This is a genomic window from Micromonospora sp. ATCC 39149 (assembly GCF_000158815.1).
Taxonomy (GTDB): domain Bacteria; phylum Actinomycetota; class Actinomycetes; order Mycobacteriales; family Micromonosporaceae; genus Micromonospora.
Map to the genome: position 1 here is coordinate 2,697,128 of NZ_GG657738.1, position 25,742 is coordinate 2,722,869.

Sequence of the window (25,742 nt, forward strand, 5' to 3'; positions counted from 1 at the left end):
CGTTCGGCAACTGGCACGTGGAGACCACGGACGTGACGCTCCAGCTACGGGTGACCAAGTCCGGGGAGGCGCAGGTGCACCGGGCCGTCGCCGCCCGGCCGGCCGCCGAGCCAGGCGGGCACGACCGGGCCAAGGAGTGGCTGCTGGACCCGGGCGACGAGATCTTCACCGAGATCGGCGGCTCGGCGGCGAAACGCCGGCAGGTGGACGCGTTCCTGCGGGCGCTGGCGGCGACCCTGCCGGACGACCTCACCGGGCCGCTGCGGGTGGTCGACCTGGGCTGTGGCAACGCGTACCTGACCTTCGCCGCGTACCGGTACCTGTCCCAGCGGGGCCTTCAGGTACAGCTGGTCGGCGTCGACGTGCGGGAGGACCAGCGGCAGCGCAACACCGAGCTGGCCGGGCGGCTGGGCTGGACCGACCGGGTGACCTTCGTGGCCGGCACCATCGCCGACGCGGTGGTCGACCCCGCTCCCGACCTGGTGCTGGCCCTGCACGCGTGCGACACCGCCACCGACGAGGCCCTGGCCCGGGCGGTGCGCTGGGACGCCCGCTGGGTGCTCGCTGCGCCGTGCTGCCACCACGACCTCGCCGCCCAGCTACGCGCCCGGCCGACCCCGGCCCCGTACGACCTGCTGACCCGGCAGGGCATCCTGCGTGAGCGCTTCGCGGACGTGCTGACCGACTCGCTGCGGGCGGCGCTGCTGCGGCTGCACGGGTATCGGACCGAGGTGGTCGAGTTCGTCGACTCCCGGCACACACCCCGGAACCTGCTGATCCGGGCGCGCCGGGCAGGTGGCCCGCCGACGGCCGAGCAGCGGGCGGACTACCGGGCGCTGGTCGACCAGTGGCAGGTCACCCCGCGCCTGGAGACGCTGCTCGCCGCGCCCCCGACCGGCTGACCCGCCCCGGCCATCGCCGCGCCGGTCCCTGCACCGGCCCGGTCGGCGCTGCCCCGGTCGGAGCCGGGTCGCCCAGCATCGGCCCACTCGGCGCTGCCCGGCTCGGTGCCGGGTCACACGCGGCGGGTCGCTCAGCGGCGACGGTCGCCGTTGCCGCCCCGGTCCCGTCCCGGGGCCCGCTCGTTGCCGCCGCTCCGGTCGAACAGCGTGACCCGGTCCCCCCGCCCCCGGCCGGCGGGGCGCTCGGCGTTTGACGTGACCGTCGGGAACGGCACCACCTTGGCCGGGGTCTGCGCGTTTCCGGCGGCGGCGAAGGCGTTCCAGGAGATGTCGACCAACTGCCGCTTGAGCTCGGCGTGCCGCACCGCCGCGTTGCGTTGCAGGGCCAGCCGCGCGCCGAGCACCACGCCGACCAGCGTCGTGGTGGTCGCGCCCGTGGCGGCGAGGACGTGCGCTCCGGTGACCCGAGCGGAGCCGAGCACCAGGACCAGGAGCCAGCCCCAGAAGCCGGCGGCGAGGACGCCGGCCTTGGTCACGAAGAAGAGACTGACCGCACCCGGGCAGTACGGCACCGGACGTCTCGGCTCGGTCATGTTGCTCCTCATCGCGCGTTCGGCGGGTGCGGACGGCCACGGACGGTGGGCGGACGAGCATCGAGCTTAGTTGACGTACGGCAACCACCCGCAGCCCCGATACCCTTCCCGTGGGAACGTTCCCACTCGACGGGAAAGAACGTGAGCCATATTCGCAGGTGGCCGGCCCGAGACTGCGCCGATCGGGACGAACGGGGCGGGTGGGCGCTTGCTTCCGCCGCCGGTGGTACTACCCTCATGGAGCACCGTCCGGGTGCTCCGGCCGGAAGGAAGACCGCGCAGGGATGGCTTCGCCCGAGGTTTCGCCACAGATGGCGTTCGCGCGCTTCGTCCGACGTGCCATCGACGACGCCCGCGAGGAACGGGGCTGGACCGTCAGCGACCTGGCATCGCACACCGGGGTGGGTCGGTCCACCGTCTTCCGCTGGCTCGCCGGCGACTGGCAGGACTACCCCGAGCTCGCGAAGGTGCGCGGCTTCTGCGCGGCGCTCGAACTGCCGGTGGCGGCGGCCTTCCGGGCCCTGGGGCTGCCCGACTCGGGGCCCGTCCCGCGTCGGCGTGGCGACGAGGGGCAGGTCGAGGCCGACGTACGGGTCATCCTCCAGCGGCTCGCCGACCCGGCCGTGCCGGCCGAGGAGAAGCACCACATACGCGACCTGCTCCGTTACCTGGCCCGCCGCCCGATCCGCCGCGCCGGCTGACCGCCCCGGCCCCCTGTTCCGGCCGACCACCCCGGCTTGCTGTCCCGGCGGGCGGCGCGGCAGGGTCAGGGCACGGTCAGGGTGAACTCGGCCGTCCGCACCACGCCCGCCACCTGGAAGTCGAGGTAGAGCCGGTAGCGACCCGGCCCCGGCACGGTCACCTGGAAGCTGACCCCCGCCGTGGCCGGCCCCGCCTCCGGGTGCACGTGCAGGTAACCCAGGTCGCCCTCGCGCAACGCCACCAGGTGCCCATACGCGCCCAGGTAGCGCTCCAGCGTCGGGGCGGTGCCATCGGCGGCGCGCACCTCGAACCGCAGCGGCCGGGTCACGCCGACCCCGGGCTCGCCCGACCAGCTCACCGCGAAGCCGCCCACCGTGGCGGTGCGGGCCGCCGCCGGCAGCGGTCGGGGCGCGTACCGACCCGGGACGGCCAGGTCGGTGCCCAATGTCCGGGCGCTCTGCCCGCCGTCGTCAGTGACCAGCGTGAAGTCGGCGTACGCCCGCCAGACGCCCGGCTCCGGCAGGGTGAGCGGGACAGTCCAGGTGCCGTCCGTCGCCATCGTCGGGTGCAGGTGCTGGTACCCGGTGAGGTCCCGGCGGACCACGATCAGGTGCATCGGCTTGTCGTGCACGACCGCGAACCGGGTCACCGGCCGGCCCTGTGCGTCCCGCACCTGAAATCGGAACTCGCCGGCCCGGCCAGCGGCGAAGTCGGCCGACAGCGGGGCCAGCGTCCAGCCCCCGGAGCTGACCGCGAGGCCGCCGACGTCCGTCCCGTCGCCCCCGTCCGCGGTGCCGCCGTGGTCGTGCGCCCCTACGCCCGGCGCGTGGGTGTGGTCCGCGCCGGCCGGGGTCAGCGCGTACCCGTCGGCCGCCGGGGGCGGGTTGAGCCGCCCGAGGCCGAACCCGAGCAGCACCGCGAGCACCAGCCCGCCGACCACCAGCGCGAGCCGCAACGTGCCCCGGTCGACCAGCACCCCTGGCCGCTGCGGCTCCCCGGCGTCGGGTCGCTGATCGGTCATGGGCCCACGGTACCGCCGAGCCCGGCCGGGCCTGGCCAGCGGCTGCGCGGCGTGGCACCGATCGCAATCCGCCCCGCCTGGGAACTTTGTCAGCAGGGGCCCCCTGTTAACGCATTCTGTTGTACAAGGGGCCCCTGCTAACGCGCGGCGGCGGCCGAACGGCGGGCGCGACGGGTCAGCCGGCGACGGCCAGGGCCAGGGGAAGCACGTCGGGTACGCCGGCCCGGCGCAGCAGCCGGGTCACCATGGTCAGCGTCCAGCCCGTGTCGACCAGGTCGTCGACGAGCAGCACCGGGCCATCCAGCCCGGCGAGCGCGCCGGCCAGCCCGTCCGGCACGGCGAAGGCGTCGTGCAGCGCGCGTACCCGCTGGGCGCTGTTGCCGCGCGGGCCGTCCGCGCCGTCGGGCCCGGCGGGTACCACCTGGCCGAGCAGCGGCAGCCGCCCCACCGCGGCGATTCGCTCCGCGAGCGAGCCGACCAGTTCCGGCCGCCGCCGGGAGCCGACCGCGACCACGCCGACCGGGCGGCGCGGCCACGGGTCGTCGCCGTGGGCCCATGCCTTGAGCACCTCGACGACCGCGCCGGCCACGTCGTCGGGGACCGGCCGGTCCGCCGCGCCGGGGCCGACCAGCTCGCGCAGCCGGCCGCCCCAGCCCAGGTCCGACAGCCGCCCCACGGCCCGACCGGTTAGGGCCTGCTCCGTCGGGGGAATCCGGCCCTTGAGGGGTACGCCCACCGCGTCCAGCCCGGTGGGCCACAGCCTCTTCGGCGCGATCTCCACGCCGGGGCGGCCGAGGAAGCCCTGCGCGGCGCCCAGCGCCGGCCCGGACACCTCTGCGGTGAACATCGGAGCGGCGCACCGGTCACACCGGCCGCAGTCGTCCGCCCCGACGTCGTCGAGGCACTCCCGCAGGTACCGCATGCGGCAGCCGGGCGTGGTCGCGTACTCCCGCATGGCCTGCTGCTCGGCGGTGCGCGCCTGGGCGACGCGGCGCAACCGGGCCTCGTCGTAGACCCAGGGCTCGCCCGTGGCGAGCCAGCCGCCGCGCACCCGGCGGACCGCGCCGTCCACGTCGAGCACCTTGAGCATCAGTTCGAGGCGGGCCCGGCGCAGGTCGACGATCGGCTCCAGGGCCTGTGTCGACAGCGGCCGGTCGGTACGCAGGGCGGCCAGCACCGCGCGCACCTGCTCCTCGGGCGGGAACGCGAGCGAGGCGAAGTACCGCCAGATGGCCGCGTCCTCGACGCCGGGCAGCAGCAGCACCTCGGCGTGCTCGACGGCGCGGCCGGCGCGGCCGACCTGCTGGTAGTACGCGATCGGCGACGGTGGCGCGCCGAGGTGCACCACGAAACCGAGGTCGGGCTTGTCGAAGCCCATGCCGAGCGCACTCGTCGCGACCAGCGCCTTGATCTTGTTGTCGAGCAGGTCCTGCTCGGCGGCCCGCCGGTCGGCGTCCTCGGCCTGCCCCGTGTACGAGGCGACCGGGTACCCCCGGGAGCGCAGGAACTCGGCCGTCTCCCCGGCCGCCGCCACGGTCAGCGTGTAGACGATCCCGGAGCCGGGGAGCCGGTCCAGGTGGTCGGCGAGCCAGCCGAGCCGGTGCGCGGGGCTGGGCAGGTCGAGCACCCCCAGGCGCAGGGACTCCCGGTCCAGGGTCCCGCGCAGCACGAGGGCGTCGCCGAGCTGCTCGGCGACGTCGGCGGTGACCCGGGCGTTCGCGGTGGCCGTGGTGGCGAGCACCGGCGTACGCTCCGGCAGGTTGCCGAGGAACGTGCGCAGCCGCCGGTAGTCGGGCCGGAAGTCGTGCCCCCAGTCGGATACGCAGTGCGCCTCGTCGACGACCAGCAGCCCGGTGGTCGCGGCCAGCCTCGGCAGCACGGCGTCCCGGAAGTCCGGGTTGTTGAGCCGCTCCGGGCTGATCAGCAGGACGTCCACCGCGCCGTCGTGGATCTCGGCGGTGATCGCGTCCCACTCGTCGAGGTTGGCCGAGTTGATGGTGCGGGCCCGGATACCGGCGCGGGCGGCGGACTCGACCTGGTTACGCATGAGCGCCAGCAGCGGCGACACGATCACCGTCGGACCGGCGTCGGCGGGGCCACCGAGCGCGCCGCGCGCGCCCCGCTCGTCGTGTCCGCCCTGCTCGTCGCGGTCCCGCAGCAGCGCGGTGGCCACGAAGTAGACCGCCGACTTGCCCCACCCGGTGCGCTGCACGCAGAGCACCCGACGCCGGTCGACCACCAGCGCCTCGATGGCCCGCCACTGGTCCTCCCGCAGCCGGGCGTGGTCGCCGGCCAGCCGACGCAGCACCGCCTCGGCCCGCTCCCGTACCGCCACCCGCCCCTGCTGATCCACCCACCATTCCTACCAGCACCCCGCCCCCGCCGTGTCGATCAAGAGGTCCGGCGGGTGGGGAGGAGGCGGGCCAGGGGGGTGAGGCGGGAGCGCAGGCTGGCCAGGCCGCCGGGGAAGAAGTAGACGGCCAGGATGAAGACCGTGCCGAGGACGAACAGGGGCTGGGACAGGGGCCGGCTCAGGAACGCCGGCAGGGACTCCACGGCGTCGCTGGCACCGAACGCGGTGAGACGGTGGTCCAGGTACGTGTAGAGGACGCCACCCAGCACCGGGCCCCAGCGGGTGCCGGGGCCGCCGAGCACCACCATGACCAGCAGCGACAGGGTCAGCTCGCTGGAGGTGATGTGCGGGGACGCGCCGCCGACGATCAGGCAGTAGACCACTCCCCCGCCCGCCGCCAGCCCGCCGGCCAGCGTGAACGCGACCAGCTTGAACCGGTACGGGTCGAGCCCGAGCACCCCGACGCGCCGCTCGTCGTCGCGCAGCCCGGCGAGCACCCGCCCGGTCGGCGACCCGGACACCCGGTGCACCACGAGGACCACCAGGGTCAGGTACGCCAGCGCCAGCCAGTACAGGTTTACCGTGTTGGCCACCCCCACCAGCCCGGCGGGCAGCCCGGACACGTCCAGCGGCAGTCCCTCCTCGCCGCCGGTCAGCCCGCCGAAGTCCCGGGCCACCAGGATCGCCCCGACCTGCGCGAAGGCCAGGGTGACCATGGCGAACGCGATCCCGGCGGTGCGCAGCGCCACCGCGCCGAGCAGCCCGGCCAGGATCGTCCCGCCGGTGATCGTGAGCAGCGCGGCCTGCCACAGCGGCAGTCCGGCCCGGGTGACCAGGATGTCGGTGCCGTACACGCCGGCGGCGAAATAGAGGGCGTGCCCGAAGGAGAGCATCCCGGTGCGGCCGAACAGCAGGTCGTAGCCGGCGGCCAGGCCGCCGAAGACGAGGCAGACGGCGAGCAGTTGCAGGGTACCGGGCGAGTTCAGCGGCCCCTCGAAGATCCCGGGCAGTTCCAGGGTCGAGTACGGCAGGACCGCCGCCACCGCCAGCGCCGCCAGCGGCAGGTACGGCCGCAGCCCGTGCCAGCCCCGCCGGTGCGGCGTCAGCTCGTCCGGCACCCGCGCCGCCGGGGCCTCGACCATCGAGTCGGTCATGCGTGAGCCACCTTTCCGGCGATGCCCTGGGGGCGCAGCAGCAGCACCACGGCCAGCAGCGCGACGACGCACAGGTCGCCGACGCCGGACGCGCCGTAGTAGTTGACGAACTGTTGCAGCAGGCCGACGGCGACCGCCGCGTACGCGGAGCCGATTACGGAGCCCATGCCGCCGATCACCACCACGATGAAGGCGAAGATCAGCAGCGAGCCGCCCTGGCCGGGCGAGACGGTGCCGAAGTAGACGCCCCCGAGCGCCCCGGCCAGCGCGGCGGCGGCCCCGCCGATCGCGAAGACCAGGGTGAACGCCTTGCGCACGTCGATGCCCAGCGCGGTGACCATCTCGCGGTTCTCCACGCCGGCCCGGATGATCAGCCCGTACCGGGTCCAGCGCAGGAACGCCAGCAGCGCGCCCAGCACCACGGCCGCGGCGACGATCAGCAGCAGCCCGCCGTTGGGCACCTGCGCGCCGAGGATCCCGGTGACCCCCCGCGACCACTGCGGACGGGGGAACGGCCGGGCGTCCGCGCCCCAGGTGGCCTGGAGCAGCGCCACCCCGGCCAGCGACAGGCCGACGGTGACCAGCACCTGCTCGATGGTGCGCGAGTACAGCGGCCGGATCAGCACCAGCTCGACCAGCACCGCGACGAGGGTGCCGGCGGCCACCCCGAAGGCGACCGCGAGCACGAAGCCGAGCCCCTCCGGGCCGGCCCCGGGCAGGTTGCCCGCCGCCCACCACGTCCCGTACGCGCCGACGCCGAGGAACAGGCCGTGGGCGAAGTTCAGCACGTCGGCGAGGCCGAAGACCAGCGACAGCCCGGACGCGACGAGAAAGTACAGCGCCGCCAGGCCGAGCCCGGTCAGCGCCAGCAGGACGATCGTGTTCACGCGCGCACCTCCGGGGAGCCCACGCCCAGCAGGGACCGGGTCAGCTCCGCCGAGCCCAGCAGCTCGCCCGCGCCACCGGCCCAGGCGACCCGGCCGGCGGAGAGCACCACCGCGTCGGTGGCGAGCCGGCGGACCACGGCGAGGTTCTGCTCGACCAGCAGCACCGGCACCGACTCCGCGACCCGCTCCAGCACCTCGGCCACCTCGGTCACCACCTTCGGCGCCAACCCCTTGGTCGGCTCGTCGACCAGCAGCAGCCGGTTGTCGTTGAGCAGCACCCGGCCGATGGCGAGCATCTGCTGCTGCCCGCCGGAGAGCGAGCCGGCCCGTTGCCGTCCGCGCCGGTCCAGCTCCGGGAAGAGCGCGAAGACCCGGTCGTACGCCGGGGTGGTGCCCCGCCGCTCGGCGAGCCGCAGGTTCTCGGCGACGGTGAGCCCGGCGAACACGTCCCGGTCCTCCGGCACGTAGCCGAGCCCGTCGCGGACCAGCCGGTGGGTGGGGCGGTCGAGCAGGTCCCGCCCGCCCATCCGCACGGTGCCGCGCGCCTCGCCGCCCCGGGGCGTCAGGCCCAGGACGGCGCGCAGGCTGGTGGTCTTGCCGACGCCGTTGCGCCCGAGCAGCACGGTCACGCCGGTCGGCGCGACGGTGAACGACACCCCCTGGAGGATGTGCAGCCCGGCGATGCGCACCGACAGGTCCTCCACCGACAGGATCGGTTCCGTCACAGCGCCGCCTTGCGTTCGCGACTGCGGGGCTCGCAAACCCGGCTCATTCCTCGCGCTCACAGTGCCTCCCCCAGGTACGCCTCCTGGACGGTGGCGTCGGCCATCACGGTCGCCGGGGTGTCGCAGGCCAGCAGCGCGCCGTGGTGCATCACGGCGATCCGATCGGCCAGGTCGAGGATGACGTCCATGTGGTGCTCCACCATGAGCACGGACCGGCCGCTGTCGCCGGTCAGCGACCGGATCACCGCGACCAGTTCGGGCACGTCCTCGGCGCTGACGCCGGCCATCGGCTCGTCGAGCAGCATCACCCGGGGCTCCCCGGCGAGCAGGAGGGCGATTTCCAGCTTGCGCTTCTCGCCGTGGGCGAGGGTGCCGGCGAGCGCCGTACCCCGGTGGCGCAGGCCGACCCGGTCGAGCGCCGCGTCGGCGGCGGCGGCGACCCCACGGTCGGCCGCCGCCCGCCGCCACAGCTTCATCGAGCCACCCCGGTGCGCCTGTACGGCGAGCCGGACGTTCTCCCGCACCGTCAGCGAGCCGAACACCGACGACGACTGGAAGGTACGCCCCAGGCCGCGCCGGGCCCGCCGGTGCGGCGGCAGGGCGGTGACGTCCTCGCCGTCCAGCAGGATCTGACCCCCGGTCGGCGGGCGCAGGCCGGTGATCAGGTTGAACAGGGAAGTCTTGCCGGCGCCGTTCGGCCCGATCACGCCGAGGAACTCGCCGGGCGCCAGGTCGAGGTGCACGTCGTCGACGATGGCGACCTCACCGATCCGCCAGGTCAGGGCGCGGGTGGCGAGCACGGGTCAGCCCTTCATCTGGCCGACCGGCGGCGCGGTCTCGTCGCCGGTCAGGCTCTTCTGGGTGGTCGCCGTGTACGCGCTGCCGCTGCCGGCCAGCTTCGCCTGGAACATCGGCTGGAGCAGGGCGTGGTCCTCGGCGCGGATCGTCATCGGGCCCTTGACGCCCTCGAAGCTCCAGCCCTCCAGCCCGGCGATCATCTTGTCCACGTCGTCGCCGCCCTGCTCGACCGCACGGACGACCATCTGCGCGGCGGCGAAGCCGTCCGGGTGGAACAGGTCGAGGGTGCCGCCGGGGATCTTCGCCTTGGCGGCCTTCGCGGCCTCGGTGTCGGCGGCGCCGTCGAACCAGTGCGACAGGAAGGAGATCTTGGCACCGGCCGCGCCGAACGTGGGCCACGAGGCGCGGATGTCCAGGCCCGTCACGACCGTGGTAGCGGAGAGCACGCCTTGCTGGTCGAGGGTCTGCCACATCGCGGGGGCGGTGGTGCCCGCCCAGGCGACGAAGAGCAGATCGGGCTTGGCGGCGGAGATCTGGCTGGCGAACGGGGTGAACTCGGTGGCGCTGGCCGGCGCGCGGACGCTGCTCACGGTGGCCCCGGCACCGCCGATCACGGCCTTCACGGCGGCCTCGTTGGCGTCGCCGAACGCGCCGTCCTGGGCGAACACGACGACCTTCTTGCCGGTCGGGTCGCCGATGAACGACTTCGCGGTCACCACGTCCTGGTACGACTGCCGCCCCGAGCGGAACGTGTACCGGTTCGCCCCGGTCACGGCGTCGGTGGCGGCCGGGCCGGAGACGAACAGGACCTTGTTCTGGGCGGCGATCGGGGCCACCTGGAGGGCCACGCCCGACGAGGTCGAGCCGGCGATGATCTTCGTGCCCTTGCCGATCAGGTCCTTGGCCGCCGACACCGCCTTCGCCGGATCGCCCGCGTCGTCGACCTCGGTGACCTCGATGGCCCGGTCGCCGACCTTGCCGGTGCCCCTGGTGGCGAAGTCGAGGCCGGCCCTGAACCCCTCGATGTACTGCTTGCCGTAGCTGGCCAGGGCTCCCGACTGGGAGTAGACCAGGCCGACCCTGACCGGGGCGGCGCCGTCGCCGCCACCGGAGGCGGTGTCCTGCGGGCTGCCACAGGCCGTGGCGACGAGCGCCGCGGCCATCATCGTGGCGGCGGAGAGGAACACCCGCCGCGTCGTCCGGACCGTCATTGCGACTCCACGTGAGGACTCGGAGGAAGGGAACGTCATGTGTCGGATCACGCTAGAAGTGACGTCACCCACGAGCCATGTGGTCGAAACACATAAGTATCGATGACGGGGTGTCCCACCAGGACAGCCGCGCCACCGGGGTCGGGCCGTCCCGCATGTGCGGTGGGCCGCGTACCCACGGGGTCGACCCGCCCGTGTGTCGCCGCCCGCCACCGCCGGCGGGCCGGCTGCGCGTCCTCCCGGCTCACCGCACCCCGACACGCGGGGGTCCTTCCGAACAGGGCCGGCAGGCCAGCGCGCCGCCTATGGAGCTGCCCCGTCTGCGCCTCCCCCCGCCCCACTGACACCCCTACCTCCCCGACATGGCGGGCGGGACGGTCCGTTCAACCCAGCGCGGCCCGCCCCCCGTCGGGGGCGGGCCGCACCATGCTGGCTGGGTCAGCGGCGGGGCAGGCCCGCGCGGGCGGCGACGGCGGTGTCCGGCTGGTCGGCGAAGACGCCGTCCAGGCCGAGGCCGTAGAACAGCTCGAACTCGGCGGTGATGTCGCCCCGGGCGTTCGGGTCGGTGCCGATGCGGAAGTCGGCCGGGAGGAACTGGTTCTCGACCCGGAACGTCCAGGCGTGCACGACCAGCTTCAGCCGGTGGGCGTCCCGGATCAGGGTGGTGGGGGCGAGCAGCTTGCCGGCGGCGTCCCGGGGGACGATGAGGTTCTTGTTCGCGCCGACGCCGTCGGCGTACCCGGCGATCCACTCAAGGCCGGCGGCGGTGGCCAGATCGGCGTACGTGCGCGGGTCGCCGGCGAGGGTGAAGTCGTAGGGGCGGCCGGAGGCGTCGAGAAGCTGGGCCAGCTTGACGTCGGTCAGCTTGTCCAGCTTGCGCAGGTTGGCCGTCTCGAACGACTGGATGATCACCGGGTCGCTGCGGTGGGTGAGCTTGTTCGCCTTGAGCACGGCGACGAGGCGCTCCTCCAGGGGCAGCCCGATCGAGGCGAAGTAGCTCGGGTGCTTGGTCTCGGGGTAGATGCCGATCGTGCGGCCCCGGGCCTTGCCCTCGGTGCGGGCCAGGTCGATGACCTCCTGGAGGGTGGGCACCGACAGCTTCCCGTCGAACACGGTGTTGGCGACCCGCACCTGGGGCAGCCGCTCCTTGGCCCGCAGGGTCCTGAGCTCCGCGAGGGTGAAGTCCTCGGTGAACCAGCCGGTCACCGGCACCCCGTCGATGGTCTTGGTGGCCCTGCGCCCGGCGAACTCGGGGTGGGCCGCCACGTCGGTCGTACCGGAGATCTCGTTCTCGTGCCGGGCCACGAGCTGGCCGTCCTTCGTCGGGACCAGGTCCGGCTCGATGTAGTCGGCGCCCATCCGGATCGCCAGCCGGTACGCCTCCAGGGTGTGCTCGGGCCGGTAGCCGCTCGCGCCCCGGTGGCCGATGACGAGCGGCCGGTCGGCGGCCCGGGACCGGTCCGAGGCGGCCTCCGGGGCGGCCTCCGGCTTCGCCGAGGCGCTCATGGCCGGCACCGCCACGGCCGCCGCGAGCAGCGCGCCGGCCAGGCCGAGGGCGGAAAGGGTACGTCGCAACGCCGTCTCCTGTCGTCGAGGGATCGCGCTCAGCAGACCGGGGTCGGTTGACGGACAGATGGCCGTTTCGGCACCGCCGGCCGGCGGGGAACGGAAGATTGTCTGGTGCACCGGTTTCTCCGTCACCCCGTACGGCTGGTGCCGTTCGGGTTCCTGGCGGCGATCCTGCTCGGCACCGTCCTGCTGATGCTGCCTGCCTCGACGAGCGAGCACCGGCTCACCCCGTTCACCACGGCGTTCTTCACGGCCACCTCGGCGGTCTCCGTCACCGGCCTGTCCGTGGTCGACACCCCGACGTACTGGAACGGGTTCGGACTGGTGATGATCACCGTGCTGACCCAGGTCGGCGGGTTCGGCATCCTCAGCGGCGCGACCCTGGTGGTGCTCGTGGTCGCCCGGCAGCTCGGGTTGCGCAACCGGCTGCTGGTGCAGGCCGAGACCGCCGAGTTCGGCATCGGCGACGTACGCGGGCTGCTGCTGCGCATCGCGGGGACCGTCGCCGTCTGCGAGCTGGCGATGACCGCCGTGCTCGCCGGCCGGTTCTGGCTCGGCTACGACTACCCGCCCGGCCGGGCCCTCTGGTACGGCGTATTCCACGCGGTGCAGGGGTTCAACAACGGCGGCTTCGCGCTGTTTTCCGACAGTCTGATCGGGTTCGCCCGGGACCCGTTCGTCTGCCTGCCGATCGCGTTCGGCACGATCGTCGGCGGGCTGGGCTTCCCCGCGCTGTTCGAGGCGGCCCGGGAGTGGCGGTGCCCCGGTCGCTGGGCGATCGCCACCAAGCTCACCATGTGGGGCAGCGCGGTGCTGCTGGCCATCGGCTTCCTCGGCCTGCTCGCCGCCGAGTGGCCCGACGCGCGCACCATAGGCGGGTACGACGTCGCCGGCAAGGTGCTGGCCACCTTCACCCAGAGCGCGGTGATCCGCACCGGCGGGTTCGCCGTCCTCGACCCGGCGGGGCTCGACGAGGAGAGCGTCCCGCTGCTGGTCGCGCTGATGTTCATCGGCGGCGGCAGCGCCAGCACCGCGGGCGGGATCAAGGTCGCCACGTTCTTCCTGCTCGGTTTCGCGATCTGGGCGGAGCTACGCGGCGAGCCGGACGTCTCGGTGGGCCGGCGGCGGGTGTCCACCGCGAGCCTGCGGCAGGCCCTGACCGTCGCCCTGCTCAGCGTCGCGCTGGTGGTCGGCGGCACGGTCGTCCTGCTGCTGCTGACGGAGGGACTGCCCTACCACCGGGCGCTGTTCGAGGTGACCTCCGCGTTCAGCACCACCGGGCTGTCCACGGGCATCGCGTCGGCCGTCGCCGAGCCGGGCCAGCTCGTGCTGACCGCGCTCATGTACGTCGGTCGGGTCGGGCCGCTCACCCTCGGGTCGGCTATCGCGTTGAACACCCGACGACGGCTGTACCGATACCCGGAGGAGCAACCCATTGTCGGCTAGGAGCAGGGACGACGGGGGCATCGCGGTGATCGGGCTGGGACGCTTCGGCTGCCACCTGGCCACCTCGCTGACCCAGCTCGGCCACGAGGTGCTGGCCATCGACCGCAGCGGCGAGCGCGTGCAGCGCTGGTCGCCGTACCTGGACCGGGTGGTGCAGGCGGACGCGACCGAGGAGGGGGCGCTGCGGCAGCTCGGCGTGACGGACTTCCCACGGGTGGTCGTGGCGATCGGCGCGTCGTTGGAGGCCAGCGTGCTGAGCGTCCTGGCGCTGGCCGAGCTGGGCGTGCCGCAGATCTGGGCGCGGGCCAACTCGGAGAAGCACGCGAAGATCCTCGGCTCGGTCGGCGCCCAGCACGTGATCTTCCCGGAGGCGGAGACCGGGGAGCGGGTGGCGCACCTGATCGTCAGCAAGATGCTGGACTTCATCGAGTTCGGCGACGACTTCGCCATCGCCAAGGTGCGGGTGCCGGACGCGCTGGTCGGGCGACCCCTGCGCGAGCTGGCCCCGGAGGGCCGCTACGGGGTGATGGTGGTCGGGGCGAAGCTGCCCGGCGAGCGGTTCCGGTACGCCTCCCCGGGCACCGTCCTCGTCCCGGGCAGCATGCTGATCGTGGAGGGAAGCATCGCCCAGGTGCAACGCTTCTCCGCGCTGAGCTGACCGCCGGGCCGAGCGTCCACCGCAGCGCCCGAGCCGAGCGGCGGCCCAACGCCGAGCCGTACGGCGTCCCAGCGCCCGAGCCGTACGGCGTCCCGAGCAGCGAGCCGAACGTCGGTCACTTCCCCTTGCCCTGCTTGCCGCCCCTGCCGGGCTTCTCGGGCTTGTCCGGCTGAGCCTTCGAGCCACCGCCCGAACCGCTGCCGCCCGAGGAGCCGGCCTTCGCCACCGTCGCCTTCTTCGTGCTGGGCTTCGCCGGGGCCTTGGCCGTCGGCTTGGTGGTGGGCACCGTGCCGGCGACACCGGAGACCCGTACGCGGCACTCGGCGTCGCCGAGACGGAACTCCAGCGGCAACGGGTTCGTGCCGGTGTACCGGCCGGTCAGGGCGACCTTCCGGGCCGCGCCAGGTGCCAGCGCGGGCTGCCCGGCGGCGGGCCGCACCTCGACCGTGCGGCCCTGCTGGCGTACCGCCGGATCGGTCTTCGTCACGGTCTGCTGGCCGGGGAAGGCGAAGCTCATCGTCCAGTCGCGCAACTCCCGCCCGGAGGTGTTGGTGAGGGTCAGCTCGGCGATGAAGTCCTTCCCGGAGTCCTTGCGCAGCGCGTAGTCGACTGCGCAGGGCGGCGGCCCGGTGAGCCCCATCCGGGCCTCGGTGGGCCGGTCGATGCCGCCGCTGGCCGGGCTGCGGGAGGTCACCCCCCACATCGTCGCGATCACCGCGATCAGCCCGGCAGCCGCCACCCCCGCCTCGACCCTGCGCCGCCGCGCCACCGCCCGCCGGCTGCGGGTACGGCCGGGAAAGGGCAACATCCCGGTCTCCGTCGACCAGGGCAGGATCGTGGTGCCGGCGTTGGCGAGCACGGCCGGGTCGAGCTGGGCCGGGTCGACCGCGCCCGGCGCGGAGGGCACCGGCACCGTGGCGTGCATCCCGGCCGCCTCGGCGAGGGTACTGGCCACCTCGGCGGTGGCCGGGCGGTCCTCGGGGCGTTTGGCCAGGCAGCGGCGCACCAGGTCGGCCACCTCGGCGGGCAGCCCGGGTACCTCGGGCATCGGCTCGGGCTCGGCGTACATGTGGGCGCGCAGCATCTGGGTGGTGGTGCTCGCCTGCCAGGGCAGCCGGCCGGTGAGCATCCGGTAGAGCAGCAGGCCGAGGGCGTACACGTCGGTGGCCGGGGAGACCTGGCCGTTGTCCAACCGCTCCGGGGCGAGGTAGGCGGGGGTGCCGAGCAGCGTGCCCTCCGCGCCCTTCTCGCTCTCCCCGGCCAGCGCCGAGATACCGAAGTCGACGACCTTCACGCCGGTGGAGGTGAGCATGACGTTGCCCGGGGTCACGTCGCGGTGCACCACGCCCCGGGCGTGCGCGGTGGCCAGCGCCGAGCTGACCTCCGCGCCGACTGTCACCGCTTCCCGCCAGGACAGCGTCCCGCTGCGGCCGAGCCGGGCGCTGAGCGGGCCGCCGTGGACCAGTTCCATGACGACGTACGGGACGGTCAGCCCGACCTGCTCGGACTCGCCGTAGTCGTACACGTTGGTGATGTTGGGGTGGCAGAGCCGCGCGGCGGCCTGCGCCTCGGCGCGGAGCCGGTGCCGGAACGCCCGGTCGCTGGCCAGCCGGGAGGCGAGCACCTTCACCGCGACCTGCCGGCCCAGCACCTCGTCGTAGCCGCGCCACACGACGGACATGCCGCCCGCGCCGAGTTGCTCGATGAGCCGGTACCGCTCACCGAGCAGCTGCGCGCCGTTACGGACCGCTCCACCCATGGTCGGAGGTTTTGCCCGACGCGACCGGTCCTAACCCCCGGGGGTCGGAATCGGTCAGCGATTCACCCGTTCAGGCGGTCGCGAGCAGTTGGTCCACAGGGGCGTAGTCGTCGGTGAGCACCAGCGCGTCCCCGACGAAGGAGGCCAGCGCCTCTCCGTAGAGCACGATCGCCACCTCGGGCAGGGCGGTGGTCCGCTGCGCCAGCGGGGCCAGCGGAAGCGGCGCGTCGGAGGCGACGATGAGGAAGTTGGCCCCGGTCCGGCCGGCGACCGCGTCGGGCGGGGCGACCAGGGCGACATGCCGGAACGCGGCGGCGACGGTGGCCACCTCGCTGCGGACGAACCGGCCGGGCGGGTAGTCGATGACGTTCTGCACGTAGATCCCGCCGGGGCGGAGCACCCGGTTGATCTCGACGGCCATCTCCCGGGTGGCGAGGTGCCACGGCACGACGAGGTGCCCGAACGCGTCGCCGACCACCAGGTCCCGGCTGTCGGTTGCCTCCGCGCCGAGCAGCACCCGGGCGTCGCCGACCTCGACACGCAGGTCCGGCCCCGGGCGTACGCCCAGCTCCCGGCGGTCCAGCTCGACGAGGCCGCCGTCGATCTCGAAGACGGCGTTGTCGGTGCCCGGCCGGGTGGCGGTCAGGTAGCGCGGCACGGTGAACCCGCCGCCGCCCAGGTGCAGGGCGTCCAGGCGCTGCCCGGCGGGGGCGGCCACGTCGGCCGCCGCGCCGATCCACTGGGTGTACGCGTACTCCAGATGGGTGGGATCGGCCAGGTCGACGTACGAGTGCTGGGCGGAGTTGAGCAGCAGCGTCCGCCCGGACGGCCGGTCGGAATCGGTCTCCACCGACGCGCAGTGGTACGCCGTCTCCACGTCGCACGGGTTCGGGGCGACGGTCGTCAGCCCCGCCCCGGCCAGCCCGAGCACCGCGAGGACGGCCTTCGCCCGGCCCGGACCGGGCAGTCCCGCCCGCCCGTGCCGGTGCAGGTACGCGCCGAGCCCCAGCCCGGTGCCACCGAGCAGCACCGCCAGGGCGAGCAGGATGAGGCTGCTGGGCAGCGCGGCGACGAGCACGAAGCCGGTCAGCAGGGTGGCCGTGATGCCGCCCAGCGTGCCGATGCCGGAGAGCCGGCCGACGATCTGCCCGGTGCGGCGCAGGTCGGCGAGCTGAAGCTTGACGACCAGCGGGGTGACCGCCGCGAGCAGCGCCGCCGGCACGAACACGGCGAGCGCGGTGAGCAGCAGGACGGCGCTGGCCGCCCCGCCGCGCAGCACCTCGCCCGCGTACCGGACGACCGGGAGGGTGATCGCGGTGGCGATGCCGGCCAGCACCAGCGCCGGGGCGATCAGGGTGCGCGGGTCCCGCCGGTCGGCCAGCCAGCCGCCGGTCCACGCCCCGTACGCGATGGCGCCCAGCGCGATGCCGATGACGGAGCTGGTCACCTCAAGGGTGACCCCGACGTACGGGCCGACGAGGCGCAGCGAGACGGTCTCCAGCACGAGCACCGCCCCGCTGGAGAAGAAGACCAGGAACGCGGCCAGACCGTTGGGCAGGGCACCGGCGGGCGTTGGCGCGGGCCGCGCCTGCTCCACGGTGACGGGCGACGATGAGCTGCTCACCGTCGCGATGGTACGCAGCGAACCTGGCCCCCGGGTCAGTACATCGAGAGATGAACGTGGTTCGTGTGGTCGGCGGCGGGGCTGCCACTGCCGCTGTACGCCCGCCAACCGGTGTTCGGCATCCAGATCTGCCGATACCAGATCACGTAGAGCACGCCGAGCCGGCTCGCGTTGTTCTTCAGGTAGTTGGCCAGGCTGTCGCCGTACGCCTTGTCCCCGCCGGTGGCCGTCTCGTCCTTGAAGCCGCTGGTGGCGGCGGAGAAGTCGCAGGCCCGCCCCTTGGGGTGCTCGCCGCTGCCGCCGCTGCGGTAGCAGGAGACGTACCGCTTGTAGCCGGCGGCCTTGGCCTGCTGAAGGGCGTGCAGGGTGCGCGGGGTGATGCAGCCGGAGGTGGTCGGGTCGTCGACCGAGCAGGACTCGGACGGCCAGCTACCGTCGGGGTTGCGCGGGGCCGGCTTGGCCGAGGCGGAGCCGCCACCGAACCCGGAGCCGCTGCCCGAGCTGACCGCCGCGAGCGCCGTCTCGGCCTCCCGCTTCTTCTTGGCCAGCGCCGCGAGCTGTTTCTGCTGCTCCCGAACCTCGGCGTCGATGGCGATCTTGGCCCGGTTCGCCTCCTCCCGGGTCGCGACCATCTCGCGCAACCGGCGGCTGTCCCGCTGGGCCATCACGTCCAGCTCGCCCGCGCGTTGCAGGAACGCCTCCGGGGAGACCGACTGGATGAGCAGCGCCGGTGCGGTCATCCGCCCCAACCGGTACGACTGCGCGGCCACCTCGCCGACCTGCGCGGTCAGCCCCGCCAGCCGGGACTCGACGGTCTTGAGCTCGGTGGTGAGCAACTGTTGCCGGCGCTTGGAGTTGTCCAGCTTCGCCTTGGCCTCGATGTGCCCCTTGGCGGCGGACTCCAGCGCCTCGCGGAGCTTCTTCGTCCCGCCCTCGTTGGGTTCGGCGGCGGCGGGCACGGCCCCGACGCCGAGCAGCAGCGCCACGGCCACGAGCAGCGCGGTCAACGGCCCCCGGCCGCGACGCCGGATGAGGCTGGTCCTGGACACGGCGGCGTCCCTTCCCTCGACCACCGGCTTCCGGTGGTACGCGGCGCGGCGGCCCCCGCCGGCGCCGGGCGGCGGCCTGCTGGCGGAGACCGCCGGTCAGGATACCGGACCGGGGGCGACGGACAAGGCCCGCGACCTGGCTACGCGTCAATGTCGACGATGCGTCACCGGACGGTCGCGCACCGGCCCGGCGGCGCGGCGGTCAGCCGTGGATCAGGGCCTCACGGGCCTCGGCCCACACCTGCTCGTTCGCGGCGACCAGCAGCCCCGGCCCCTGGTCGGCGGGGTGGTACTCACCGCCGTCGAACCGGCGGGCCACGCCGCCGGCCTCCCGGACCAGCAGCACCCCCGGGGCGTGATCCCAGGGCAGGGTACGCCAGAACAGCACGAACTCCTGGGCACCGACGAGCAGGTCGAGGTACTCCCGGCCGGCGCAGTGTTGGCCGGGCAGCAGCTCGCCGATCCGCTCCCCGCCGGCCTCGGCACGCCGCCGGTGCTCCGGCGGCAGGAACTGGGTCATCGCGGTGCCGCGCAGCGCGCCGAGCGGCGGTGCCTCCTCGGCGGTGCGCACCGGGTCGCCGTTCACGGCGGTCCCACGGCCCGCGCGGGCGACGGCGAGCGTCCCGGCGAGCGGGTCGAGCACCCACGCGCCGACCTGTTCCCCGTCGGTGAGCAGCGCCACCATCAGCGCGAACGGGCGCTTCCCGGCGGCGAAGTTGGCGGTGCCGTCGACTGGGTCGACCAGCCACACGTCCCCGCCGCCGCGCAGGTGCCCGAGCAGGGCCGGGTCGTCGGCGACGGCCTCTTCGCCGACCACCACGGAGCCGGGGCGCAACCGGCGCAGCCCGGCGCTGATCAGCTCCTCGGCCCGCCGGTCGGCGACGGTCACCAGCTCACCGGGGGCCTTCTCCGTCACGTCGGCGTCGTCGAGCGTCTGGAACAGGGGCAGCACGACGTCCGTCGCGGCGCGGTGGAGCAGCTCGGCGACGTCGTCGGCCAGGGTGTCGGTCATGTCAGCCACGCGGCGGCAACTTCACCACGCTGACGAAGAACTCGTCGATCTGCCGGACCACCGAGATGAACCGCTCGAAGTCGACCGGCTTGGTCACGTACGCGTTCGCGTGCAGCTGGTAGCTGCGCAGGATGTCCTCGTCGGCCTGGGAGGTGGTGAGCACCACCACCGGAATGCGGCAGAGCTGCTCGTCCTGCTTGATCTCCTCCAGCACCTCCCGGCCGTCGCGCCGGGGAAGGTTCAGGTCGAGCAGGATCAGGTCCGGCGTCACGGCGTCCGTGTACTGGCCCTCCCGACGCAGGTACGCCAGCGCCTCCGCGCCGTCGGAGACGACGGTCAGCCGGTTGCGGAGCTTGTGCTCCTCGAACGCCTCCTGGGTCATCAACACGTCACCCGGGTCGTCCTCGACCAGCAGGACCTCGATCGGACTATTGCCGTCCGCTGGCGCGGTCATCCCACCGTCTCCTTCGCGCTGTCGCTGTCCGGGGTGTCGCCGGGCCCCTCCGCCCGCACGCCGGCCTGCCGGGGCAGCCCGACCCGGGTCGCGCTGTCGTCGGCCGGAGGCGTCCCGTCGGCCGGCTCACCGCCCCCGGCCGAGTCGCCCTCCTCGTCGGCCGCCACCTCGTCGTCAGCCGCCTCGTCGGCCGCTGGCTGCTCGGCGGCCCGCGCTGCGGCCTCGACGTCCTCGGGCAGTGCCGGGAGGGTGAACCGGATCACGGTGCCCTCGGCGGTGTCGGTGTCCACCCAGACCCGGCCACCGTGGTACTCGACGATCTTCTTCACGATCGCCAGCCCGATGCCGGTGCCCGGGTACGCGTCCTTGGAGTGCAGCCGCTGGAAGATCACGAAGATCTTGTCGGCGAACTCCGGCTCGATCCCGATCCCGTTGTCCTGGCAGCTGATCTCCCACTCGTCGCCCACCAGCCGCGCCCAGATGTGCACCTTCGGCGGCACGTCCGGGCGGCGGAACTTGATCGAGTTGCTGACCAGGTTGGCCAGCAGGTTGGTCAGCAGCGGCTCCTCGCCGCGGATCGTTGGCAACTCATCCCAGGTCAGCTCGCCGTCGGCGTACTGCCGGGCGGCCTCGGTCTGCCCCGACACGTCGCCCATCACCTTGTTGAGGTCGACCTCCGTGAAGCCGGTGGTGAGCCGGCCGATCCGGGAGAATGCCAGCAGGTCGTTGATGAGCCGCTGCATCCGCTGCGCGCCGTCCACGGCGAACGCGATGTACTGGTCGGCGCGCTCGTCGAGCTGCCCCGCGTACCGGCGTTGCAGAAGCTGGCAGAAGCTGGCCACCTTGCGCAGCGGCTCCTGTAGGTCGTGCGAGGCGACGTACGCGAACTGCTCCAGGTCCCGGTTGGACCGGACCAGTTCCTCGGCCTGCTTCTGGAGCTGGCTGTTGACCCACTCGATGCGTTCCCGGGCCTCCCGGACCTCGGCGAGGTCCTTGGCGATCTTCTGGCGCATCGCGTCCACGTCCTCGGCGAGCCGCTGGAACTCCGGCGGGCCGGACCGGGCGATGCGGTGCTGGAAGTCGCCCTCGGCGACCTCGCGGACCTGCTCGGCCAGGCCCGTCAGCGGCCGAACCACGATCCGCTCCAGCGAGACGAGCAGCACCACGCCGACCCCCGCCACCACCAGCGCCACCACGATCAGCAGCAGCACCAGCATGCTGCTGGTGCGGTAGATGTTGTCGGCGCCCTTGTCGCGCTCGGCGCGGATGCCCTCCTGGAGCTGGGCGACGGAGCTGCGGATGACGTCGAAGCGCTGCCGGGACTCGTCCGTGATCAACGCCCGCCCGGCAGTGGTGCCCTCCTCCTCGGTGGCCCGGATCACCGGCTCGGCAACTGTGCTGCGCCACTGACCGGCCTGCGCCTCGACCGTGTGCAGCTGGCGGCCCAGCGCCGGGTAGACGCCGATCAGGCCGCGCATGCTCCGGTAGAGCTGCTGCTCGCGCTCGCCGCCCTGGACGTACGGTTCGAGGTCCCGGCGGTCGCCGGTGAGCGCGTACCCCCGGATCGCGGTCTCCTGGTCGACCAGCACGCTGAGCAGCTCCTGCGACTGGGCGCGCAGCGGGCCGGTGCGGTCGAGCACCGAGCGGGTGTATTCGCGGTTCTTCGCGGCCACGGCGATCTCGACCGCCACCAACGCGCCGAGCAGCACGCCCACGACGGCGAGCAGCGCGACCGCCCGGCGGCGCAGGGTCCAGCCGGCGGTCCGCGCCGTCACCGGCCACCGCCCCGGGTGACCAGGAGCATTGCGACGTCGTCGGCGAGCGGACCACCGTTGAGCTGCTCGGCCCGCCCGACCAGCCACGCTGGCAGCTCGGCCAGCGGCACGGCGAGATTGTCCGGGTCACCGAGCAGCGTGGTCAGGCCGGTGACGTCGAGCCGTTCGTCGCTGCCGTCGACCCGCCCCTCGATCAGGCCGTCGGTGTACATCAACAGGGACCAGTCATCGGTGTCGAACTCCAGGTCGAAGGCCACGGGCCGGCGGGGACGGACGCCGAGCAGCAGGCCACCCGGTGCCGGCACGGGCGCGACCTTGCCGCCGGACAGCAGCAGCGGCGGCGGATGCCCCGCGAGTCGCACCGTGGCGGCGTTGCGGGCCAGGTCGAGCCGGGCGGTTGCCACGGTGGCGAAGATCTCCTGGAGCCGGCGCTCGCTCATCAGCACCTGTTCCAGGGCCGGCAGCACCTCGTCGTCGGGCACGCCGGCCAGCACGAGCGCCCGCCAGGCCACCCGGAGCTCCACCCCGAGCGCCGCCTCGTCCACGCCGTGCCCGCAGACGTCGCCCACGATCAGGTCGACCCGGTCCGGCCGGGTCTGCACCACGTCGTAGAAGTCGCCGCCGATCAGCGCCGCGTGCCGGCCGGGCCGGTAGAAGGTGTGCACCGCGACCTGGTCGGTCGACATCAGCGGCTGGGGCAGCAGGCCGCGTTCGAGCCGGGCCGACTCGGCCTGACGCAGCTCCACCTCGCGCAGCCGCCGCGCGTTCACGTCGGCCCGCTTGCGCTCCACCGCGTAGCGCAGCGCCCGGGCCAGCAGCACGCCGTCGACCTGGCCCTTGACCAGGTAGTCCTGCGCGCCCTCGGCGACCGCGACGATGCCCAGGTGCTCGTCGGAGCGCCCGGTCAGCACGCAGACCGCGGCGCCGCTGGACATCTCCAGCACCTGGCGCAGCCCGTCCAGCCCCTGTGCGTCGGGCAGGCCGAGGTCGAGCAGGACACAGTCGACGCCCATCACCCGCTGCCGGGCCTCGCTCAGGCTGGTGGCGACCAGCAGGTCGATCGACGAGTTGGTCTCGGCGAGCAACTCGCCGACCAGGAACGCGTCGCCCTCGTCGTCCTCGACCAGCAGCACCCGCAGCCGCTCACCGGGCGGCAGCACCGGGTGGTGCCCCAGACCGCCACCGGCCGGAAACGCCCGGGGCACGACGGGGGGACCGGCAAGGCCGGCCCCCCGGGGCGGCCGGGTCACCGCACCGAGACGCGGGAGATCGCTGGTGATGTCGAGCTCCTTCCGAGTGCCCTGCTGATCCTGTATTAGACAACGCTCCCACACAACACGACCGGTCCGGCAAGGACGGGATGCCGCCGGTAGCCGCACCATGCAAACAACGATCGCCGCCCCCATGCGGACAGACGGGACAAGTACCACGGGGAGTCCCGCTCCGGGCTCCGGCGGTGCAGGATAGTGCCACCCTGGCCCACCCCCAGGCCCAGCCCGGCCCCACGCCCGAGCCGAGGCCCGGCCCGGCCCACCCCGAGGAGTCCCCGTGGGCGCACCGCCCCCCACTCGCGCCGCCGACCGGGCGCTGGCCCGGCCCCGCCCGCCGTCGCCTCGCCGCCCTCGCCGCGCTCACCGCGCTGCTCGCCGTCGGCGGCACCGTCGCCTACGACCTGGACACCCCCGCCCCGCGCCCCGCCGACGCCCCGGCCGACGAGTTCAGCGCCGGCCGGGCGTACCGGAACGTGACGACGATCGCGGCCCGGCCACACCCGGCCGGCAGCGAGGCCAACGACCAGGTCCGCGCGCACCTGGAGGGCGTGCTGCGCGGCCTCGGCCTGGAAACCACGGTGCAGGACACCGTCGGCCGAGCGGCCGGCCAGCTCAGCGGGGCCGCCGCCGGGACGACCCTCGCGCGGGTCCGCAACGTCGTCGCCCGGCTGCCCGGTACCGACCCGACCGGGAAGGTGTTCCTGGTCGCCCACTACGACTCGGTGCAGTCCGGCCCCGGCGGCAACGACGACGCCGCCGGCACCGCCACCATCCTGGAGGTGGCCCGCGCGCTGACCGCCGGCCCCCGGCCGCGCAACGACGTCGTCTTCGTGCTCACCGACGCCGAGGAGGCGTGCCTCTGCGGGGCGTCCGCGTTCGCCGCCGACCACCCGCTCGCCGCCGACGGCGGGGTGGTGCTCAACCTGGAGGCCCGCGGCTCCACCGGCCCGGTGATCATGTTCGAGACATCCCGGGACAACGCGAGGCTGGTCGACGTGTTCGGCCGGGCCGCCCCGCACCCGGTCGGCACCTCCTTCGCGGTGGAGATCTACCGGGCGATGCCCAACAACACCGACTTCACCGCTTTCCTCGACCGGGCCGGCTTCGTCGGGCTCAACTCCGCGTACATCGACGGCGGGGCGATCTACCACACGCCCCTGGACACCCCGGCCGCAATGGACCAGGCCAGCCTCCAGCAGCACGGCGACAACGCGCTGGGCCTGGCCCGCGAGTTCGGCCGCGCCGACCTCGATGCGCTGGACGCCGGGCACGACGCCACGTACTTCCCGGTCCCCGGCGGGCTGGCCCGCTACCCCGGCTGGCTGGTCCTGCCACTGGCCGTGGCCGCCCTCGTGGCCGTGCTCGCACTCGGCTGGTGGGCCCGGCGGCGGGGCCGGAGCACGTACGGGCGGCTCGCCGCCGGGTTCGCGCTGGGCCTGGTGCCGATCGTCGCCGCACCGCTGGGCGCGCAGCTGCTCTGGGCGGGCGTCACCGCCGTCCGGCCCGGCTACGCCGAGCTGCTCGACCCGTACCGCCCCACCTGGTACCGGCTCGCCGTGGTAGCCCTCGCCGCCACGACCCTGTTCACCTGGTACGCGCTGAGCCGCCGCCGGGTCGGCCCCGCCGCCCTCGCGATCGGCGCGCTGGGCTGGCTGGCCGTATTCGGCGTCGTGCTCGCGGTGCTGGTGCCCGGCGGGGCGTACCTGACGACGTGGCCGGCCCTGGCCGGCGCGGCGGCCGGGCTGATCGCGCTCGGCGCGCGGATCGACGGCCCCTGGCCCGTGGTCGCGGCGACCGCAGCCGGCGCGGTCGCCGTGGTGCTCCTGCTGCCGACCGTGGTGCTGCTCTTCCCGGCGCTCGGCATGGCGATGGGCGGCGTCGCCGCGCTGTTCGCGGTGCTGCTCGGGCTGGCCGCGCTGCCGGTGGTGGACCTGCTGCACCCCGAGGCCGGCGGGCAACGCGGCCTGGTCGCGGCCCGGGCCCGCCGGGCCGGCGCGCTCCCGGCCGTCGCCGCCGGGCTCGCGGCGGCGGTGTTCGCCGGGGTCGGGCTCGCCGTCGACCGGTTCGACGCCGCCCACCCCGTGCCCACCCACCTGATGTACGCCCTCGACGCCGGCACCGGTCAGGCCCGCTGGCTCAGCCACGAGACCGACCCACGGCCCTGGACCGACGGATACGTCGACGCGACCACGACCGTCGCCGACTTCCCCGGGCTCGGCGACACCGAGCTGCGGGCCGGGCCGGCGCAGGCGGCGAACCTGCCCGCGCCGAAGCTGGAGGTCCTCGCCGACACCCGTTCCTCCGAGCAGCGGACCGTGCGGGTGCGGATCATCCCGCAGCGCCCGGTGCGGCTGCTCACCCTGCACGTCGACGGCGCGACCGAAGTCGAGTCGGCGGTGGTTGCCGGCCGGCCGGTGCCGGGCGGCCGGGCCACCGGCGGAACCTGGGGCTTCGGGATCGTCTTCCACGCCCCGCCACCGGAGGGGGTCGAGGTCACCCTCGTGCTGGCGGCCGGCACCCGGCCGCCGGCACTGCGCGCGATGGACGCCAGCGACGGCCTGGACGGCATACCCGGGTTCCGATCCCGCCCGCCGGACGTCGGGGTGGTCGGCTCGCACAGCTCGGAGATGCTGGCGGTCGCCCGCACGTACCCGCTGTAGAGCCTGTCCGGACGAGCCCACGAGGTCGTCCTCGATCAGGGAGAGCGTGGCCTCTATGTGGCTTGGAGGCCACGCTCTCCGGCATCGAGCACGACCTTGCGCGCCCGAGCGACCGGAAG

The 25,742-nt window shown here is 74.1% G+C and carries 21 protein-coding genes; 5 read left to right on the forward strand and 16 right to left on the reverse strand.

Going from position 1 to position 25,742, the window contains the following annotated elements; all coding sequences use genetic code 11:
• Nucleotides 1-902, forward strand: a 902-nt coding sequence (locus MCAG_RS11380) for an SAM-dependent methyltransferase (RefSeq protein WP_036373119.1), incomplete at its 5' end; no start/stop codon positions are given.
• Nucleotides 903-1,033: 131 nt separating this feature from the next.
• Here the strand turns inward: MCAG_RS11380 and MCAG_RS11385 are convergent.
• Complete coding sequence (locus MCAG_RS11385) at nt 1,034-1,495, reverse strand: hypothetical protein (RefSeq protein ID WP_036373121.1); 462 nt, start codon at nt 1,493-1,495, stop codon at nt 1,034-1,036.
• Nucleotides 1,496-1,779: 284 nt separating this feature from the next.
• Between MCAG_RS11385 and MCAG_RS11390 the strand changes: the two genes are divergently transcribed.
• Nucleotides 1,780-2,196, forward strand: coding sequence for a helix-turn-helix transcriptional regulator (locus MCAG_RS11390; protein WP_007073118.1), 417 nt, complete (start codon nt 1,780-1,782; stop codon nt 2,194-2,196).
• Nucleotides 2,197-2,261: 65 nt separating this feature from the next.
• Here the strand turns inward: MCAG_RS11390 and MCAG_RS11395 are convergent, their stop codons facing one another.
• The 8 genes from MCAG_RS11395 to MCAG_RS11430 all read right to left on the reverse strand — a co-directional run bounded on the left by MCAG_RS11395 (nt 2,262) and on the right by MCAG_RS11430 (nt 11,921).
• Nucleotides 2,262-3,218, reverse strand: coding sequence for a hypothetical protein (locus MCAG_RS11395; RefSeq protein WP_007073119.1), 957 nt, complete (start codon nt 3,216-3,218; stop codon nt 2,262-2,264).
• A gap of 175 nt (nt 3,219-3,393) precedes the next feature.
• Nucleotides 3,394-5,553, reverse strand: a complete 2,160-nt coding sequence (locus tag MCAG_RS11400; protein WP_036376887.1) for a RecQ family ATP-dependent DNA helicase — start codon at nt 5,551-5,553, stop codon at nt 3,394-3,396.
• A 56-nt stretch (nt 5,554-5,609) separates the two neighbouring features.
• Nucleotides 5,610-6,725, reverse strand: a complete 1,116-nt coding sequence (locus tag MCAG_RS11405) for a branched-chain amino acid ABC transporter permease (RefSeq protein WP_007073121.1) — start codon at nt 6,723-6,725, stop codon at nt 5,610-5,612.
• Complete coding sequence (locus MCAG_RS11410) at nt 6,722-7,612, reverse strand: branched-chain amino acid ABC transporter permease (RefSeq protein ID WP_007073122.1); 891 nt, start codon at nt 7,610-7,612, stop codon at nt 6,722-6,724. The genes MCAG_RS11405 and MCAG_RS11410 overlap by 4 nt, the downstream gene beginning before the upstream one ends.
• Complete coding sequence (locus MCAG_RS11415; RefSeq protein ID WP_036373123.1) at nt 7,609-8,337, reverse strand: ABC transporter ATP-binding protein; 729 nt, start codon at nt 8,335-8,337, stop codon at nt 7,609-7,611. The genes MCAG_RS11410 and MCAG_RS11415 overlap by 4 nt, the downstream gene beginning before the upstream one ends.
• A 56-nt stretch (nt 8,338-8,393) precedes the next feature.
• Nucleotides 8,394-9,137 (reverse strand): ABC transporter ATP-binding protein, encoded by a 744-nt coding sequence (locus tag MCAG_RS11420; protein WP_007073124.1) that lies wholly within the window; start codon nt 9,135-9,137, stop codon nt 8,394-8,396.
• Nucleotides 9,138-9,140: 3 nt separating this feature from the next.
• A complete protein-coding gene (locus tag MCAG_RS11425; RefSeq protein ID WP_036373125.1) occupies nt 9,141-10,346 on the reverse strand; it encodes a substrate-binding domain-containing protein in 1,206 nt (401 codons plus the stop codon).
• A 438-nt stretch (nt 10,347-10,784) separates the two neighbouring features.
• Nucleotides 10,785-11,921, reverse strand: a complete 1,137-nt coding sequence (locus tag MCAG_RS11430) for a glycerophosphodiester phosphodiesterase (protein ID WP_007073126.1) — start codon at nt 11,919-11,921, stop codon at nt 10,785-10,787.
• A gap of 105 nt (nt 11,922-12,026) precedes the next feature.
• Here MCAG_RS11430 and MCAG_RS11435 point away from each other — a divergent pair, with 105 nt between their 5' ends.
• Both MCAG_RS11435 and MCAG_RS11440 read left to right on the forward strand, forming a co-directional pair.
• Complete coding sequence (locus tag MCAG_RS11435) at nt 12,027-13,361, forward strand: TrkH family potassium uptake protein (protein WP_007073127.1); 1,335 nt, start codon at nt 12,027-12,029, stop codon at nt 13,359-13,361.
• Between the two features lie 25 nt (nt 13,362-13,386).
• Nucleotides 13,387-14,019 (forward strand): TrkA family potassium uptake protein, encoded by a 633-nt coding sequence (locus MCAG_RS11440; protein ID WP_198141735.1) that lies wholly within the window; start codon nt 13,387-13,389, stop codon nt 14,017-14,019.
• Nucleotides 14,020-14,134: 115 nt separating this feature from the next.
• Here MCAG_RS11440 and MCAG_RS11445 read toward each other — a convergent pair whose 3' ends face one another.
• The 7 genes from MCAG_RS11445 to MCAG_RS11475 form a co-directional block, all read right to left on the reverse strand.
• Nucleotides 14,135-15,778, reverse strand: coding sequence for a serine/threonine-protein kinase (locus MCAG_RS11445; RefSeq protein WP_007073129.1), 1,644 nt, complete (start codon nt 15,776-15,778; stop codon nt 14,135-14,137).
• A 70-nt stretch (nt 15,779-15,848) separates the two neighbouring features.
• The gene (locus MCAG_RS11450) at nt 15,849-17,402 is read right to left on the reverse strand and encodes a fused MFS/spermidine synthase (RefSeq protein WP_007073130.1); all 1,554 of its coding nucleotides are present in this window, start codon (nt 17,400-17,402) and stop codon (nt 15,849-15,851) included.
• 35 nt (nt 17,403-17,437) lie between these two features.
• Nucleotides 17,438-18,451 (reverse strand): hypothetical protein, encoded by a 1,014-nt coding sequence (locus MCAG_RS11455; protein WP_007073131.1) that lies wholly within the window; start codon nt 18,449-18,451, stop codon nt 17,438-17,440.
• A gap of 202 nt (nt 18,452-18,653) precedes the next feature.
• Nucleotides 18,654-19,463 carry an inositol monophosphatase gene (locus MCAG_RS11460; protein WP_007073132.1) on the reverse strand — a complete coding sequence of 270 codons (810 nt, stop codon included), beginning with the start codon at nt 19,461-19,463 and terminating at the stop codon, nt 18,654-18,656.
• Nucleotide 19,464: 1 nt separating this feature from the next.
• Nucleotides 19,465-19,917, reverse strand: coding sequence for a response regulator (locus tag MCAG_RS11465; protein ID WP_007073133.1), 453 nt, complete (start codon nt 19,915-19,917; stop codon nt 19,465-19,467).
• Nucleotides 19,914-21,692 carry an ATP-binding protein gene (locus tag MCAG_RS11470; protein WP_157547994.1) on the reverse strand — a complete coding sequence of 593 codons (1,779 nt, stop codon included), beginning with the start codon at nt 21,690-21,692 and terminating at the stop codon, nt 19,914-19,916. Before MCAG_RS11470 ends, MCAG_RS11465 begins: the two co-directional genes overlap by 4 nt.
• Complete coding sequence (locus MCAG_RS11475) at nt 21,689-22,897, reverse strand: PP2C family protein-serine/threonine phosphatase (protein ID WP_085986151.1); 1,209 nt, start codon at nt 22,895-22,897, stop codon at nt 21,689-21,691. The genes MCAG_RS11470 and MCAG_RS11475 overlap by 4 nt, the downstream gene beginning before the upstream one ends.
• 251 nt (nt 22,898-23,148) lie before the next feature.
• Between MCAG_RS11475 and MCAG_RS11480 the strand changes: the two genes are divergently transcribed.
• Nucleotides 23,149-25,623 carry a M28 family peptidase gene (locus tag MCAG_RS11480; protein ID WP_007073136.1) on the forward strand — a complete coding sequence of 825 codons (2,475 nt, stop codon included), beginning with the start codon at nt 23,149-23,151 and terminating at the stop codon, nt 25,621-25,623.
• Nucleotides 25,624-25,742: the final 119 nt, after the last annotated feature.